The organism is Promicromonospora xylanilytica (genome assembly GCF_054782895.1).
The window spans coordinates 1-15,049 of record NZ_BAAGRP010000014.1 but is presented as its reverse complement, the minus strand read 5'-3'; the positions used below and the strand labels follow the sequence as shown (position 1 = coordinate 15,049).

General features: G+C 71.0%; 12 protein-coding genes and 1 other RNA gene. 1 reads left to right on the top strand and 12 read right to left on the bottom strand.

All coding sequences use genetic code 11. The features are described 5' to 3' along the window. Positions 1 to 34 precede the first annotated feature (34 nt). From ACYVK7_RS14370 to ACYVK7_RS14350, 5 genes are all read right to left on the bottom strand, one after another. Positions 35 to 1,768 (bottom strand): alpha/beta hydrolase, encoded by a 1,734-nt coding sequence (locus ACYVK7_RS14370; RefSeq protein ID WP_460888405.1) that lies wholly within the window; start codon positions 1,766 to 1,768, stop codon positions 35 to 37. Positions 1,769 to 1,859: 91 nt separating this feature from the next. Further along, positions 1,860 to 3,746 (bottom strand): acetate--CoA ligase, encoded by a 1,887-nt coding sequence (locus ACYVK7_RS14365; protein WP_460888491.1) that lies wholly within the window; start codon positions 3,744 to 3,746, stop codon positions 1,860 to 1,862. Positions 3,747 to 4,006: 260 nt separating this feature from the next. Beyond that, positions 4,007 to 5,596 carry an HNH endonuclease gene (locus tag ACYVK7_RS14360; protein ID WP_460888404.1) on the bottom strand — a complete coding sequence of 530 codons (1,590 nt, stop codon included), beginning with the start codon at positions 5,594 to 5,596 and terminating at the stop codon, positions 4,007 to 4,009. A gap of 76 nt (positions 5,597 to 5,672) precedes the next feature. Continuing rightward, on the bottom strand, positions 5,673 to 7,094 hold the full coding sequence (locus tag ACYVK7_RS14355; RefSeq protein ID WP_460888403.1) for a carboxylesterase/lipase family protein: 1,422 nt from the start codon (positions 7,092 to 7,094) through the stop codon (positions 5,673 to 5,675). A 23-nt stretch (positions 7,095 to 7,117) separates the two neighbouring features. Next, complete coding sequence (locus ACYVK7_RS14350) at positions 7,118 to 8,020, bottom strand: MBL fold metallo-hydrolase (RefSeq protein ID WP_460888402.1); 903 nt, start codon at positions 8,018 to 8,020, stop codon at positions 7,118 to 7,120. Positions 8,021 to 8,147: 127 nt separating this feature from the next. Between ACYVK7_RS14350 and ACYVK7_RS14345 the strand changes: the two genes are divergently transcribed. Then, the gene (locus tag ACYVK7_RS14345; protein WP_460888401.1) at positions 8,148 to 9,035 is read left to right on the top strand and encodes a helix-turn-helix transcriptional regulator; all 888 of its coding nucleotides are present in this window, start codon (positions 8,148 to 8,150) and stop codon (positions 9,033 to 9,035) included. Between the two features lie 70 nt (positions 9,036 to 9,105). On the opposite strand, the gene ssrA is transcribed toward ACYVK7_RS14345, so the two are convergent. From ssrA to ACYVK7_RS14310, 7 genes are all read right to left on the bottom strand, one after another. Further along, positions 9,106 to 9,474: a transfer-messenger RNA gene (gene ssrA, locus ACYVK7_RS14340) on the bottom strand. 129 nt (positions 9,475 to 9,603) lie between these two features. Next, positions 9,604 to 10,080: an SsrA-binding protein SmpB gene (smpB, locus tag ACYVK7_RS14335; protein ID WP_460888400.1), complete on the bottom strand. Its 477-nt coding sequence runs from the start codon at positions 10,078 to 10,080 to the stop codon at positions 9,604 to 9,606. Between the two features lie 90 nt (positions 10,081 to 10,170). Then, on the bottom strand, positions 10,171 to 11,595 hold the full coding sequence (locus ACYVK7_RS14330; RefSeq protein WP_460888399.1) for a peptidoglycan DD-metalloendopeptidase family protein: 1,425 nt from the start codon (positions 11,593 to 11,595) through the stop codon (positions 10,171 to 10,173). Continuing rightward, a complete protein-coding gene (gene ftsX, locus ACYVK7_RS14325) occupies positions 11,595 to 12,506 on the bottom strand; it encodes a permease-like cell division protein FtsX (protein ID WP_460888398.1) in 912 nt (303 codons plus the stop codon). Before ftsX ends, ACYVK7_RS14330 begins: the two co-directional genes overlap by 1 nt. A gap of 2 nt (positions 12,507 to 12,508) precedes the next feature. After that, complete coding sequence (gene ftsE / locus ACYVK7_RS14320) at positions 12,509 to 13,285, bottom strand: cell division ATP-binding protein FtsE (RefSeq protein WP_460888397.1); 777 nt, start codon at positions 13,283 to 13,285, stop codon at positions 12,509 to 12,511. A 137-nt stretch (positions 13,286 to 13,422) separates the two neighbouring features. Beyond that, on the bottom strand, positions 13,423 to 14,532 hold the full coding sequence (gene prfB / locus ACYVK7_RS14315; protein WP_460888396.1) for a peptide chain release factor 2: 1,110 nt from the start codon (positions 14,530 to 14,532) through the stop codon (positions 13,423 to 13,425). A gap of 57 nt (positions 14,533 to 14,589) precedes the next feature. Beyond that, positions 14,590 to 14,997, bottom strand: coding sequence for an ankyrin repeat domain-containing protein (locus ACYVK7_RS14310; protein WP_460888395.1), 408 nt, complete (start codon positions 14,995 to 14,997; stop codon positions 14,590 to 14,592). Between the last annotated feature and the right edge of the window lie 52 nt (positions 14,998 to 15,049).

Genomic DNA, 15,049 nt, shown 5'->3' with positions numbered 1-15,049 from the left:
CGGAGGACCACGCACTCCCGCCGGCTCGGAACCGTCAGCCCGCTCGGCAGGAGACGTCGCGCCTCGGCAGCTCACCGTCCACCAGGTAGGTCGTCCCGACGTTCAGTGCGCACGCGTTGCCGCCGAGCGCGTAGACCCCGTGACCGCTGCCGTCGACGGTCACCAGCCGCGACCGGTCACCGAACTTCTCGTGCAGCAGCTCGCCACCCGCCAGCGGGGTGACCGGGTCACGGCGGTTCTGCATGATCAGCACGTTGCTCGGCCCCTCGTCGGTGATCCGCACCGACGGCTCGATCGGCTCGGACCAGTAGGCGCAGGGCAGGATGTTGGCCGACGCCGCGCCGAACATCGGGAACTTCTCGCGGTCCTCGGCCACCGCCTGGCGGTAGGCGTTGACGTCCTCGGGCCACTCGCTGTCGTTGCAGGTCGAAGCGATGAACACCGACAGGGCGTTGGACAGCGGCGACACCTCGTCGGCCGTCGCGCCGTCCTGGTCGGCAGTTGCCGGGGCGGCAACGTCCGGGGCGGCACCGTCCGGGGCGGCACCGTCCGGGGCGGCACCGTCCGGGGCGGCACCGTCCGGGGCGGCACCGTCCGATAGGACACCGTCGAGGAGGTTGGCGTCCAGCAGGCTCCGGGCGGCAGCGGCGTCGCCGTCCAGCAGCGACTGCCAAATCTGCGCCGTCCGGCCGTAGGTCAGCTCGCTGTAGAGCCCACCGAAGACGACCTGGCGGAACAGTCCGCCGTCGACCCCCTGCACGGGGTTCCGGTCCAGCCGCTCGGCGGTCTCGAAGTAGCCGGCCCGCACCTGCGCCGGCGTCCAGCCCAGCCCGTAGGCGGTGTGCCGCTTGGCCGCCCACCTCGCGAAGTCGGGGAACGTCTGCTCGAACCCCTGGGCGAACCTCCGCAACCCTTCCTGGTCGAGGTGCGTGTCGCCCACGTTGCTGTCGAGCACCACCCGGTCGACCGTCTCGGGGAACATCGAGGCGTACGCGGCGCCCAGCGCGGAACCGTAGGAGTAGCCCAGGTAGCTGGCCTTCTCCTCGCCCAGCGCCGCGCGGATGCTGTCCAGGTCGCGGGCCATGTTCGCCGTCGACACGTGGCGGAGCAGGCCGTTCTCGTCGTTGTCGGCACACTGCTCGGCAGCGGCCTCGACGACCTTCGCCCGCTGGACGACCGCCGCGTCGTCGACCGCGTACGGCGGGACGTTGCCGAAGTATTCGCCGCCGATGGTGAACCCGCAGTCGATGCGGGTCGAGTGGCCCACCCCTCGGGTGTCCATGCCGATCAGGTCGTAGGCGTCCAGCACGCTGTCGGGCAGACCCCTCGACGCGAGAAGCGAGGACTGCGTGAGGCCGGAACCGCCGGGACCGCCCGGGTTGAGCAGGAGCACACCGCGCCGCTTCGCCGGGTTGTCGCTGGCCATGCGGGACAGCTGGAGCTCGATCTGCTCGCCGTCGGGGTCGGAGTAGTCCAGGGGTACGGGCACCGTGGCACAGGTCAGCACGTAGGGCGCGGCTTCCTCCGCGACGTCCGCGGGGCACGGGCCCCACTCCAGCCGCGCGGTGGGCTCGCTACCGGCGTCGTCAGGGCGGACGTCGGCCGCCGCGGGTGCCGCGAGCGCACCGACCAGGCTCAGCACCGCCAACAGGGCCGCGCCCCGACCGCGCGCTCGTGGCCGACGGCGCCGCTGCTCGCCGTCGGGTGCGCCGTGCCGCGGCGCGCGGATCGGGAGCGGATGTGGGGTACTGAAGTGGATTCGCTTCATGCACCCCACCCTCGGCCGGCGCACGCGCACGGGTAAGTGTCACCGAGTCATCAGCGGGGCTGAGGACCACACGATCGACGCATGACAGATGTCACTCCCGCTCCCGCCGCAGCACCGGCTCCAGCGCCCTCAGCACCGCAGGGTCCTCGATCGTGGACGGCACCTGCGGGCGCTCTCCGTCGGCCAGCTGGCGCATGGTGCGCCGCAGGATCTTGCCCGAGCGCGTCTTGGGCAGGCCCGCGACGACCTGGACGTCCTTGAACGCCGCGACCGGACCGATCTCCCCGCGGACCGCCGCGACGAGCTCAGCGGCCACGCCGCTGGGGTCGGCACCGGCCTTGAGCACCACGAGCCCGCGCGGCACCTGCCCCTTGAGCTGGTCGGCCACGCCGATCACCGCGCACTCGGCCACGGCGGGGTGCGCGGCGAGCACACCCTCGATCGCACCGGTGGACAGGCGGTGCCCGGCGACGTTGATGACGTCGTCCGTACGGCCCATGACGTAGACGTACCCGTCGTCGTCGACGTACCCGCCGTCCCCGGACAGGTAGTACCCGTCGTAGGCGGAGAGGTACGACGAGACGTACCGTTCGTCGTCGCGCCACAGCGTCTGCAGGGTGCCGGGTGGCAGCGGCAGCCGGATCGCGAGGCTCCCCTCCTGTCCTGGCGCCGCGACCGTGCCGTCCGGGAGCAGCACCTGCACGTCGAACCCCGGTACGGGAACGGACGGCGAACCCGGCCTGGTCGGCATCGGGTCCAGACCACGGAGGTTGGCGACGACGGCCCACCCGGTCTCGGTCTGCCACCAGTGGTCGGTCACCGGCACGCCGAGGACCCGCCCCGCCCATTCGTACGTGCCGGGGTCGAGCCGCTCCCCCGCGAGGAACAGGTGCCGCAGCGACGAGGTGTCGTGCCCGGCGAGGAGGAGCCCCTCAGGGTCCTCCTTCTTGATCGCCCGGATCGCGGTCGGCGCCGTGAACAGGGCCTCGACCCCGTGCTCTGCGATGACCCGCCAGAACGCCCCGGCGTCCGGGGTGCCCACCGGCTTGCCCTCGTACAGCACGGAGGTCGCGCCCGCGATCAGCGGGCCGTAGACGATGTACGAGTGGCCCACCACCCAGCCGACGTCGGACGCCGTCCACCAGACCTGGCCGGCCCTGATGTCGTAGACGTTGCGCATGGACCAGGCCAGGGCGACGGCATGGCCGCCGTTGTCGCGCAGGATCCCCTTGGGCTTTCCCGTGGTGCCCGACGTGTACAGGATGTAGAGCGGGTCGGTCGCCGCGACCTCCGCGCACGGCGCGGGGTTGGTGCGTCCGGCGCGCAGCACCGTGCCCCAGTCGACGTCCCGCCCCTCGACCAGCGTCGCCGTGGCCTGCGGCCGCTGCAGCACCACGCACGACGCCGGCTCGTGGTCGGCCAGCTCGAGGGCCTTGTCGAGCAGTGGCTTGTACTCGACGATCCGGGTGGGCTCGACACCGCAGGACGCCGACACGACGACCTTCGGCTGGGCGTCGTCGATCCGCAGGGCCACCTCGTTCGCGGCGAACCCGCCGAACACCACCGAGTGCACGGCGCCCAGCCGGGCGCAGGCCAGCATTGCGACGACCGCCTCCGGCACCATCGGCATGTACAGCACCACGCGGTCGCCCTGCCCCACGCCGAGGTCGCGCAGGCCGCCGGCGAACGCGGCGACGTCGGCCAGCAGCGACGCGTAGGTGATGGTCGCCGAGGCTCCGGTCACCGGGCTGTCGTAGATCAGCGCCGCCTGGTCCCCGCGCCCGGCGATCACGTGCCGGTCCAGCGCGTTGTAACAGGTGTTGAGCCTGCCGTCGGGGAACCAGCGGTAGAACGGCGGGCTGTCGTCGTCGAGCACACGGGTGGGCTTGCGGAACCAGGAGACCAGGGCTGCCTGCTCGCGCCAGAACCCCTCGGGGTCGGTGAGGCTGTGCCGGTAGACGTCCGCGTAGTCGGCCATGGGCCCTCCAGCTCGTCGTCGCGCACCCCGATGTGGGCGACGCCGCCAGTCTGCCCCGCCGCCGGGCCGACGTCGAGCCGCCCGCGCCCCGCCGCCGGCGAAGCCCAGCTCCGCGTGCCGTGCCCTGGCGTCGGGGTCGCCGTGCCGCACCGTGATCCGGTAGTCGGTGCCCTCGGCGTGGTCCCGCAGCCGGATCTCCGCCGTCATCGGCACCAGAGGCTGCGCTGCCCCGGAACATCACTTAGCGCAAGGGCTAAGTATCAGACCCAGGACAGGTCGGCCCCGGACCTGACGCGGCGGGCTCTCGGACGCCGGTCAGGGATCGCACCCCTCGGGTACCCGACCTGACAGCCGCTGCTGTACCGGCTTCGTGGCACGCGACCACCACGCGGGCCGGTCATGCCGACGGCCGGGGTCCAGGCCGTTCCGTCCACCAGGTCATCCGACGCCCCCTCCGTGGCGGGCTCGGGCGGTGCGGGCGCGACAGAGACATGGGTGTGCCCGGTCGGGGTCGTCGTCTCCACGGCGTGCCGGCCGTCGATCTCGGTCACCTTCTGCCGCCAGCCTGGTGCCTGCTTCGCGTGATTGCACCGGGCACACAACCCTTGCCCGTTGTCGAAGCTCGTCTCACCACCCTCCGCATACGGAAGGACGTGGTCGAGGTGCCGCACCGGGGCGTCACACCAGGACGACGCACAGATGCCCTGCTCCCGGGCCCGCAACAACACCGCCAAGCCCTGCGGATGGAACCGTGACACCGACGTCGTCGCCAGCAAACGGCCCCGAGGGTCGACGTAGATCGAGCGGAGCCAGGCGGCGTCCGCGTCGATCCCGTGCGCCGCAAGGTTCCGCGCCACGGGAGCCGGGACACTCCCGACCCCTGCCGCCATACCCTCGACAACCACGCCAGGCTCGACGCCCTCCGCGAGCAGCGTCCGGTCAGAGACCAGCAGATTGATCGTGACCGGCACCTCGTCCGCCTTACCCGGCGCACGCCCGGTGACCCGCTCGATCAGGGTGTCCGCCATGATCTGACCGGCACCACGCTCGTCACCCGCTGCCCTGACCGCATCGGCATGCGCCTTGAGCTGCGCATAGGCCTGCACCCCCTGCTGCACCGGCACCAACGCGCTCACGTAGACCATCAGATCGGGCGCCGGACGCACCGACACCCGCCGCTCCGACACCGCCCGCGCATTACGCCGCACACACGCCCCCACATCCAGGCGCGCCGCGAGCTCCTTGACCCGCGCGACCAACCGCCTCGTACCCAGACCCGCCAACACGGCCAGGCCCGCCGGACCACACAGCTCCTCATCGATCCACGCGCGGTGCTCGGGCGACAGATGAGACGTCTCGCGCACCAGAAGCGTCGCCCGCCACTGCGACAACACCCCCGAACGCAACGCATCGAACGTGAACGGCATACCCGTCATCCACACCCGAGCCGTACTCAGGAACGACGCACCCGCATACGGGCTGACCCGCATCGCCGCACCAACCTGACTCGCGACACCACGACCCCGCCGCTCGGAGCGGATGCCCTGGGCGGCCTCCTCAGCCTTCGCCGCCGCGTCCAACGCGACAACCAACCGCGCCTGCGTCGCAGCCACCGCACTCTTGACCGCCTCCAGCTCACCAAGCAGATCCACCCACTCCGCCCGTGCCTGCCGCGAGGCAGACCCGGGCGTGTCACCGGCGCCCGGCAGAATCATGGTCGCGATGAGCTCACGCACCGCGTGGACCTCGGCGCCTCGAAGGGCCGCACCACCCGCGCGACCGGCACCGGTCAGCACCGACGAGAGGGACTCGTCGGCTGCCCGGTCTGCCGCATCAGGGGTGAACGTCATGTCATCAACATATAGCACACCCGTTCCAACTGCTCGCCGAGGACTCCCCTCTCTGCCAGGAGCAGAACGGGGGTCGTCATCTGGCTCCGGTGAACCGGTGCCTCTCGGTACGCGCCCAACCGGGATCCCCGCTCGTCGCGAAGCTGACCCAGGCTCCGTGCACCTCCGCCGCGAGCGCCGCGGGCGCCTCCGCGGTCCCGAGCAGGCTGCCGGGACCGTGCAGGGACTGCAGGCTCACGTTGTCGAACACGTACGGCAGCTCCGTCGTGTGCGCCGCGCCGAGCAGACCGTCCACGGCGTCGGACCGCCAGGCGAACTCGTAGGTGAAGGTCGCCGCCCGGCGCTGTGCCGCGTGGGCGTCCACGAGGGCGCGGCTCCCCGCGCCGAACAGCGCCTCCCCCAGGATCGCCGCGCGGAGCTCACCGATCCCGGCCAGCGGTCGTCGTTCGCGGAAGAGCGCCACCAGCGCTGCCGGATCCGGGTGGACCCGCGCCGCGAGGTCGTGCAGGTCCTCCTCGGTCGAGGTGGTCAGGTTCCCCTGCGGTACCAGGTAGAGGTTGCCCTCCTCGGCGGTGGTGCCGACGAGGAGGGTCACGTCGGCGCCCGCGCCCGTCGCGACGGCCTCGGCCGGCTGGGTGTCGAGCACCAGGCTGAACGGGCTGAGCCCGACCAGCGGGTCGAACCGCGTGGCCGTGCGCAGGTCGACGCCGCCGAGTCGCCCCGCCACCTCGACGAGCCGGTCGTCCGGCACCTGACCGAACCCCGCGACGTCCGGTTCGACGCCGAGCTCTGCGGCCGCGGCCGCCGTGACCCGTGCCGCCTGCTCCGTGCTGAACGCGCCCATCGCGTTGCCGCTCTGCACGATGGCACGCCGGAAGAGGCCCTCGGCGCTCGGCGTCGCGAGGATCCCGCTCACGATCGTCGCGCCGGCGGACTGGCCGAACAGCGTGACGTCGTCCGGGTCACCGCCGAAGGCCCCGATGTTCCGCCGGACCCAGCGCAGCGCGGCCACGACGTCGAGCAGCCCGCGGTTGGCCGGCGCGCCCGGGACATCGAGGAAGCCGGCGATCCCCAGCCGGTAGTTGAGCGTGACGAGCACGACCCCGTCGCGGGCGAAGGCACCGCCGTCGTACAGCGGAGTCCTGCTGGAGCCGGCGGTGAACCCGCCGCCGTGCACGAAGACCATGACGGGGCTGTTGCGGGCGCCGGCCGGGGCCCACACGTCCGCCGTCAGGTAGTCCTCGCCCTTGACCCAACCCGGCCCGAAGAACGGCGCCATGTCCAGGGCGCCGAAGCCGTCGCGGCGCAGCTGGGGCGCCGTCGGGCCGGGCCGGGTCGCGTCCAGCACGTCCGGCCAGGGGGCGTGGTCGGTCGGCTCGGCGAACCGGGCCGCACCCACCGGTCCCGCCGCGTACGGGATGCCGCGGTAGACGTGCGCACCGGCGTCGGCGCGGCCTCGAACGCGGCCCTCGGTCGTGGTGACGATCAGATCTGACATGTTCCTTCTCCTGTCGTTCCAGCTCAGACGCGGTCGAACGGGGCCCAGGACGTGATGGCGAACCGGCCGCCGTCCCGCTCCACCTGGACGCCGCCGTGGCCGCCGAGGTGCGCGGGCAGCACGAGCGCGTTGTTGTCGGCCGCCCAGCCGAGCAGGCGCCGTCGGGTCGCCCTCGCTTGCGCGGGGTCCTCGCAGAAGCAGCTGTTGGTGTCGGGTTCGACGATCTGCAGCGGCGTGTGCAGCAGGTCGCCGACGAGGAGCGCCCGGTCCGTGCCGGACTCGAGGGTGACCACCGACGAGCCGGGTGTGTGCCCGGGCGCGAGGTCGAGCCGCAGGTTCGAGTCGATCTGGTGGCTGTCGTCCCACAGCAGCGCCTGACCCGCCGCGTGCACCGGAGCGACGCTGTCCTCGAAGACGTTCTGGTTACCCCGGCCGAGGTTCGGCTCATGGCCGCCCGCCGGGTCCCAGAAGTCGAAGTCGGGCCGGGGCATCAGGTAGGTGGCGTTGGGGAACGTCGGCACCCAGGACCTGTCGTCGAGGTACGTGTTCCAGCCCACGTGGTCCACGTGCAGGTGGGTGTTGATCACCAGGTCGACGCCCTCGGGCCGCACGCCGGCCCGGGCGAGGTTGCCGAGAAAGTCCGTGTTCAGCCGGCTCCACACCGGTGAGTACGGCCGTTCCTTGTGGTTGCCCACGCCGGTGTCGACCAGGATCGTCCGCCCCTCGCTGCGCAGCAGCCAGGTCTGGATCGCCGACTGGCAGACGTGGGTGTGCGGGTCGACGAAGTCCGGCGCCAGCCACGACTCGTTCCGCTGCCACGCCCCGTCGGGACTCTCAGGAAAGAAGGTGTCCGGGGTCATCCCCACCGGACCGAAGTACTCCATGACCCGGGTGACCGTGACGTCACCCAGCACGATCTCGTGCATGTCTGCTCCCGGTGCTCGATTGGCTCCGGCCACCCTGCGGTGCCCGGGGCCGTGCCCACCAGCCCCGGTCCTGCATACCCCTGACAGGGTCAGGCACGGCGGCGGTACGGCGGCACATACTGGGGTCATGAGCGCTTCCGGAACGCTGGGCGGTTTTCTCCGCGCCCGCCGCGGCGGCCTGCGCCCCGAGGACGTGGGCCTGCCCCGATACACCGACCGACGTCGCGTCACCGGGCTGCGGCGCGAGGAGCTCGCTCAGCTCGCGGGGGTCAGCGTGTCCTACTACACCCGCCTGGAGCAGGGGCAGTCGGTCAACGCGTCCGACGCCGTCCTCGACGCTCTCGCCGGAGCCCTACGGCTCGACGACGCCGAACGTGGCCACCTGCGCGAGCTCGCGACCCAGCGGCCCCGACCGCTGCGCAGACCACCGTCCGAGCGGATCGATCACATGACCCTCGACCTGCTGCGCGCGTTCGGCGACGCGCCCGCCATGGTGCTCGGCAGGAGGACCGACGTGCTGGCCTGGAACGCCCCGGGGCACGCGCTGCTGGCCGGGCACGTCGACCGCACCGCACCCGAGCGTCCGGCGGACCGGCCGAACCTGGCCCGGATGCTGTTCCTCGACCCGCACAGCCGCGAGCTCTACGTGGACTGGAACCGCAAGGCGCGGGCCGTCGTCGGCAACCTGCGCCTCGTCGCGGGGCGCCACCCCGACGACGCCCTGCTCGCCGCCCTCGTCGGCGAGCTGTCCATGAAGAGCCCGGAGTTCGTCGCGCTGTGGCGCGACCACCGGGTCAAGCCGTGCGAGGCCGACGAGCACGAGCTCCGGCACCCGGTGGTCGGCGCGCTCACCGTCACACAGCAGATTCTCCAGCTCGCGCGCACGCCGGAGCAGTCGGTCACCGTGGTCACCACGAAGGCGGGCTCGAGCTCGGCGGACGCGATCAAGCTGCTCGCCGGGACCTTCACGGGCACGACGAAGGCCCCGCCGGTTACGGCGAGGCCTTCAACATAGGGCTGGGGGCGAAGCCCCCACAAACATGACGAAGCGAGGTGGCACGTCACGGCACACCTCGCTTCGAGGGGAGTGGAGCTGCCGGGAATCGAACCCGGGTCCGGTGACGCTTTTCGAGTACTTCTCCGGGCGCAGTCTGCTATGGATTTTCTCGGCCCCCGCACTCGCGCAGACACGTTCGCGGACAGGCCCAGTCACCTGAGTGTTCCCGCAGCCCCGATGACGAGGACTACGAGCAGTGGCTTCCTAGATGACGCCGGCTACTGGGACGGAAGCATTTCCCAGGCCGACGGAGTTCGGGCTCGCTCAGGCGGCGAGGGCGAACTCGTTGCGCGAGTTATCGGCAACTATGTGTTTGCAGACATCGTTTACGAGATAAGTCTGCATCCTCGGCCCGCTTCTCCTCGAAGCACGACCACCGTCGAAACCGATCAGCCCCTATGTTGTTGTCAACTGCCCCACCCGGGTCAGGCCCGTGCGGAACGTCTCCAGTCTAGGTCACAACACCGCAGACAGGAACGTTATTTCCGTAACAGCTGGCCGGCACCGTCGGCCGGGCCCGGACGGGTCAGCGGAGCATCTCCTTCTGCCGCATCGCCCGCTGCGCCTCGCGCATGTCCTGCTGCTCGCGCAGGGTCTGTCGCTTGTCGTACTCCTTCTTACCGCGTGCCAGGGCGATCTCGACCTTGGCCCGGCCGTCCAGGAAGTACAGCGACAGCGGGATCAGGGTGTGCCCCTTCTCCCGCGACTTGGACTCCAGCCGGAGGATCTCCTCCCGGTGCAGCAGCAGCTTGCGCCGGCGGCGGGGCGCATGGTTGTTCCACGTGCCCTGGAAGTACGCGGGGATGTGCACGTTCTCGAGCCACGCCTCACCACGGTCGATGTTGGCGTAGCCGTCGGTGAGGGACGCCCGCCCCATCCGCAGCGCCTTGACCTCGGTACCCGAGAGCACGAGCCCGGCCTCGAAGACGTCCTCGATCACGTAGTCATGACGGGCCTTCTTGTTGTTCGCCACGATCTTGCGCGGATCGTCCTTCTTGGCCATGGTCTCCCTCCGGGATCTACTGGTGCGACCTGCCCCCTGCGGGCAGCGCGACGTCCCAGTTTACGCGCCCGGCCTGGGTGGACCAGGCTTTTACAGCCAGGTCATCGGGTCGACGGTCGAACCGTTGATGTACACCTCGAAGTGCAGGTGGCAGGCCGTGGACGTACCGGTGGTCCCGGAGTACCCGATCACCTGCCCGCGGGAGACCTGCTGGCCGGCGGAGACCGCGAACGAGGTGAGGTGGTTCGCACTCGTCATCACACTGCTGCCGCCGGACGAGTAGCCGTGGTTGATCAGCACCTGGTTGCCCAGCCCGTCGAGGTAGCGCGCGTACTGCACGGTGCCGTCGGCGGCGGCCAGGATCGGCGTGCCGCAGTACGCCCGGAAGTCGGTGCCCGCGTGCAGGCGCGAGTACTGCAGCACGGGGTGGAACCGCATGCCGTACGAGGAGGTGACCACGGGGCTCGCCGTCGGGTAGCCGAGGAAGGACACCGTCCCTGCCCCGCTGCCCCCGCCGGACGAGCCACCGCCCGACGAGGCCCCACCGGAGGAACCACCGTCGGACGAGCCGCCACCGGAGGAACCGCCGGAGGCGTTCTCGCGCGCCTCCCGCGCCTCCCGTTCGGCCTGCTCCTGGGCCAGCCGCTCGTCGCGCTCCTCCTGCTTGCGGATGATCTCCTTCAGGTCGGACTCGATGGAGCTCAGCTCCTGCGCGTTGTCCTGCATGTTCTGCACGGCCACGTGCTTGCGCTTCTCGATGCGAGCCTTGAGCCGCTCCTGCTCCTCGATCAGGCGCTCGATCTCGGCCTTGCGCTCCACCGCGGCCTGCTTGGCCTGCTCCTTGGAGCGGACGTTCTCGTCCGCCAGGCGCTTGAGCTCGGTGACGACCTCACGGATCGCGGTCAGCCGCGCCTGCAGGTTGCGGGCGGTCGCCTCGGCGTCCTGGAGCTCGGCGAGGGTGCGCGCCCTGATCCGCGCGGCCGACGACGACACCGAGTACCCGTCGATGAACTCCTCGGTGCTCTGCGCACCGGTGACGAGCCCGATCGTCGAGTTGTCGCCCGACCCGCGGAACTCCTCGCGCGCCATCTGCGCGATGTCGTCGCGTGCCCCGTCGACCTTGCCGGAGCCGTCCTGCAGCTGCTGGCTGACCTTCGCCTCTTCGAGCTGGGCGTCCGCGAGACGCTGCGCGAGGATCGCCGCCTCCCGCTCCGCGCGCTCCAGCTCGGCCTCGGCGACGGCCAGCTCGGCCTCGGCGACCGGCAGCCGTCCCTCGACCTGGTTCAGCTCGAGCACCGCGTCAGCCAGCTGGGTGTCCGTGTGCTCCAGCTCTGCCTCGAGGCTCTCGCGCTGCTCCTCCTTGGCCTGCTGCTCCCGCTCGGCCGCGGCACGGCGGTCGTCGAGGTCGTCCGCGTGGACGGCGGGCGCACCCCCGAGCAGCAGCACGGCAGCGAGCACGGCGGCCAGCGGCCCACGACCGCGGACCCTGGCGGGAAGGTTTCGGGGAGTGGACATCAGATCCTCGTGTACCGGTTCAGGGTGAAGAAGGACGAGAGCGCCGCGAGCGCGACGGCCATGATCACGAGCAGCGGCGCCACCCGGAGCACGTCGACCTCGGAGACGTAGGCCACCCAGTCGACCGACCGTTCGAGCCAGTCGCTGACCATGAACCGCACCGCCAACCACAGCCCGCCACCCGCGAGCAGCGAACCCAGCACGGCCGCCAGCGCCCCTTCCAGGAGGAACGGGAGCTGGATGAACAGGTTGGACGCGCCCACCAGGCGCATGATCTCGGTCTCCTTGCGCCGCGAGACGGCACTCAGCCGGATGGTGGTGGTGATCAGCAGCACCGCGGCCAGCAGCATGACGCCGGCCAGCCCCGCCGCGAGCAGGGTGGCGACGTTGAGCGTGCGGAACAGCGGTTCGAAGACCGCCCGCTGGTCCTCCACGATCTCCACCCCGTCGCGCCCGGAGAGCACGTCGCTGACGACGGCGAACTGCTCGGCGTCGGACAGCTTGAGCCGCAGCGAGGCCTGCATGTCCTCCGCCGTCAGCTGCGTGCCCTGGTAGCCGTCCGGGTAGCGCTCGCTGAACGCCTCGAACGCCTGCTCCTTCGACTCGAAGTAGACCTTGCTGACCTCGTCGGACAGCTCGGTGTCGATGACCTGGCGCACGGCGTCGACCTGGTCGTCGGTCGCCTCGCCGGTGGCGCACGTCGGCGACACCGAGCCCTGCGGGCACAGGAAGACGGACACCTCGACCAGGTCGTACCAGTCGTCCTTGAGCTTGCCGATCTGGGCCTGGAGCAGCGCGGCGGCGCCGACGAACGTCAGCGACACGAAGGTCACGAGCACCACGGCCACGACCATGGTGGTGTTCCGGCGCAGGCCCGAGAGGACCTCGCCCAGCACGAACTGGAAGCGCACGGTCAGCCTCCCCGCACCGTCTGGACCGGCGCGCGGGTACCGCTGCCCGGGGCGTCGAGCACCGCGGACGCGCCGACGTCGGGCAGGATTGCCTCGCGCTCGCCGTAGCTGCCGCGGGCCTCGTCGCGGATCACGACGCCGTCGGACAGCTCGACCACGCGGCGCCGCATCTCGTTGACTATCTCGTCGTCGTGCGTGGCCATGACCACGGTGGTGCCCGTCCGGTTGATGCGGTCCAGCAGACGCATGATGCCCAGCGAGGTCGTGGGGTCCAGGTTTCCCGTGGGCTCGTCCGCCAGGAGGATCTGCGGCCGGTTCACGATGGCGCGGGCGATCGCCGCACGCTGCTGCTCACCGCCCGACAGCTCCGTCGGCATGCGCTTGCCCTTGCCCGCGAGGCCCACCATGTCCAGCACCTCGGGCACGGTGTCCCGGATGACGTGGCGCGGCTTGCCGATCACCTGCAGGGCGAACGCCACGTTCTCGTGGACGGTCTTGTTCTGCAGCAGGCGGAAGTCCTGGAACACCACGCCGAGCTGACGCCGCAGCGTGGGCACCCGCCACCCGGACAGGTTCGCGACGTCCCGGCCCGCGACGTAGACGCGGCCGCGCGTGGGCCGCTGCTCGCGCAGCACCAGCGACAGAAACGTCGACTTGCCCGAGCCCGAGGCCCCCACCAGGAAGACGAACTCGCCACGCTCGACGTCCACGGAGACCTGGTCGAGGGCAGGCCGTGCGCCGCGCGCGTAGACCTTCGACACGTTCTCGAACCTGATCACGAGCCCGAGACTAGGGGGGTGAAGTGGTGGCGTGTCGGGGGGACACGCCGACGGCAGCCACCCGGTTGCCCATCAACTCGGCAATCAGCCGGGCAAATCAGACACTAAATGGCAATTCGCCCAACCGCGTGCGACCGTCAGTTCGGCGTCGTACCCCGGCGCCAGCGGATGCCCGCCTCGATGAAGTCGTCGATCGCCCCGTCGAACACGGCCTGCGGGTTGCCCGACTCGTGCTCCGTGCGCAGGTCCTTGACCATCTGGTACGGCTGCAGCACGTAGGAGCGCATCTGGTCGCCCCAGCTCGCCTTGATGTCGCCCGCCATCTCCTTCTTCTTGGCGGCCTCCTCGGCCTTGCGCAGGAGGAGCAGCCGCGACTGGAGCACGCGGTAGGCGGCGGCCCGGTTCTGGATCTGCGACTTCTCGTTCTGCATGGCGACGACGACGCCGGTGGGGATGTGCGTCATGCGCACCGCGGAGTCCGTGGTGTTCACGGACTGCCCGCCCGGGCCGGACGAGCGGTACACGTCGATCTTGAGCTCGGAGTCCGGGATGTCGATGTGGTCGGTCTGCTCGATCAGCGGAATCACCTCGACCGCCGCGAACGACGTCTGCCTGCGCCCCTGGTTGTCGAACGGCGAGATGCGCACCAGACGGTGGGTGCCCGCCTCGACGGACAGGTGCCCGAACGCGTACGGCACGTTGACCTCGAAGGTGGCCGACTTCAGGCCCGCCTCCTCCGCGTAGGAGGTGTCGCCCACCTTGGTGGGGTAGCCGTGGCGCTCCGCCCAGCGCAGATACATGCGCATCAGCATCTCCGCGAAGTCAGCGGCGTCGACGCCGCCGGCGCCCGCGCGAATGGTCACGACCGCCTCACGGGAGTCGTACTCGCCGTTCAGCAGCGTGCGCACCTCGAGCGCCGCGAGATCCTTACGGATCTTCACGACCTCCTCCTCCGCCTCGGTGATCGAGTCGGCGTCGTCCATCTCGACGCCCAGCTCGACGAGGGTCTCGACGTCATCGATGCGCGCGGCCAGCTTCTCCACCCGGCTGAGCTCGGCCTGGGCGGCCGACAGCGCCGAGGAGACCCGCTGCCCCTCCTCGGGGTTGTCCCACAGGTTCGGCGCCGACGCCTGCTCCGACAGCTCGGCGATCTTCGCCTGCAGCGCGGTGGGGTCGCTCACGGCCTCGATGGACTCGAGGGTGGCGCGGAGCGCCTTGATCTCTGCGGGAAAGTCGTTGGATGCCACGATGTTCAAGGTTACCCGCGCATCGCGGTGCCCGACGCCGCGAACCGCGACGACGGCTCAGCCGGCCTCCGGCTCCGGCAGTACGCGGCCGAACATCTGCGCCGTCGCACGAGCGCTCGGGCTCCCGGCGTCGACGTCGGCGCCGTGCTCGACGAGCACCCTGATCACGTCCGTCTCGTTCTTGAACACGGCGCCGGCGAGCGGCGCCTGCCCCTTGCCGTTCAGCCGGTTCACGTCGGCCCCCCGCTCCGCGAGACCCTCCGTGAGCTCCGCGTGGCCGTGGTACGCGGCGAGCATCAGCAGGGTGTTGTCGGACTCGTCGGCCAGGTCGACCGGAAGGCCCGCGTCCACGAGATCCAGCAGCACGTCGGCGCCCTCCCGGGCCAGGTCGAAGACCTGGTGCGGCTCGAGCCGCGTGCCGTGCTGGTCGTCTCCGCCCTCCTGGGGAGGTTCGTGCTCGCTCATGTCCACAATCTATCCGGTCGAGGTGCTGCGGTCGGCGGGGGGGGTGGGCCGG

Excerpts from the sequence above, each read along its gene's own strand:
- ACYVK7_RS14370 (WP_460888405.1), bottom strand. The coding sequence starts at position 1,768 with ATGAAGCGAATCCACTTCAGTACCCCACATCCGCTCCCGATCCGCGCG.
- ACYVK7_RS14365 (WP_460888491.1), bottom strand. The coding sequence starts at position 3,746 with ATGGCCGACTACGCGGACGTCTACCGGCACAGCCTCACCGACCCCGAG.
- ACYVK7_RS14360 (WP_460888404.1), bottom strand. The coding sequence starts at position 5,596 with ATGACGTTCACCCCTGATGCGGCAGACCGGGCAGCCGACGAGTCCCTC.
- ACYVK7_RS14355 (WP_460888403.1), bottom strand. The coding sequence starts at position 7,094 with ATGTCAGATCTGATCGTCACCACGACCGAGGGCCGCGTTCGAGGCCGC.
- ACYVK7_RS14350 (WP_460888402.1), bottom strand. The coding sequence starts at position 8,020 with ATGCACGAGATCGTGCTGGGTGACGTCACGGTCACCCGGGTCATGGAG.
- ACYVK7_RS14345 (WP_460888401.1), top strand. The coding sequence starts at position 8,148 with ATGAGCGCTTCCGGAACGCTGGGCGGTTTTCTCCGCGCCCGCCGCGGC.
- smpB (WP_460888400.1), bottom strand. The coding sequence starts at position 10,080 with ATGGCCAAGAAGGACGATCCGCGCAAGATCGTGGCGAACAACAAGAAG.
- ACYVK7_RS14330 (WP_460888399.1), bottom strand. The coding sequence starts at position 11,595 with ATGTCCACTCCCCGAAACCTTCCCGCCAGGGTCCGCGGTCGTGGGCCG.
- ACYVK7_RS14310 (WP_460888395.1), bottom strand. The coding sequence starts at position 14,997 with ATGAGCGAGCACGAACCTCCCCAGGAGGGCGGAGACGACCAGCACGGC.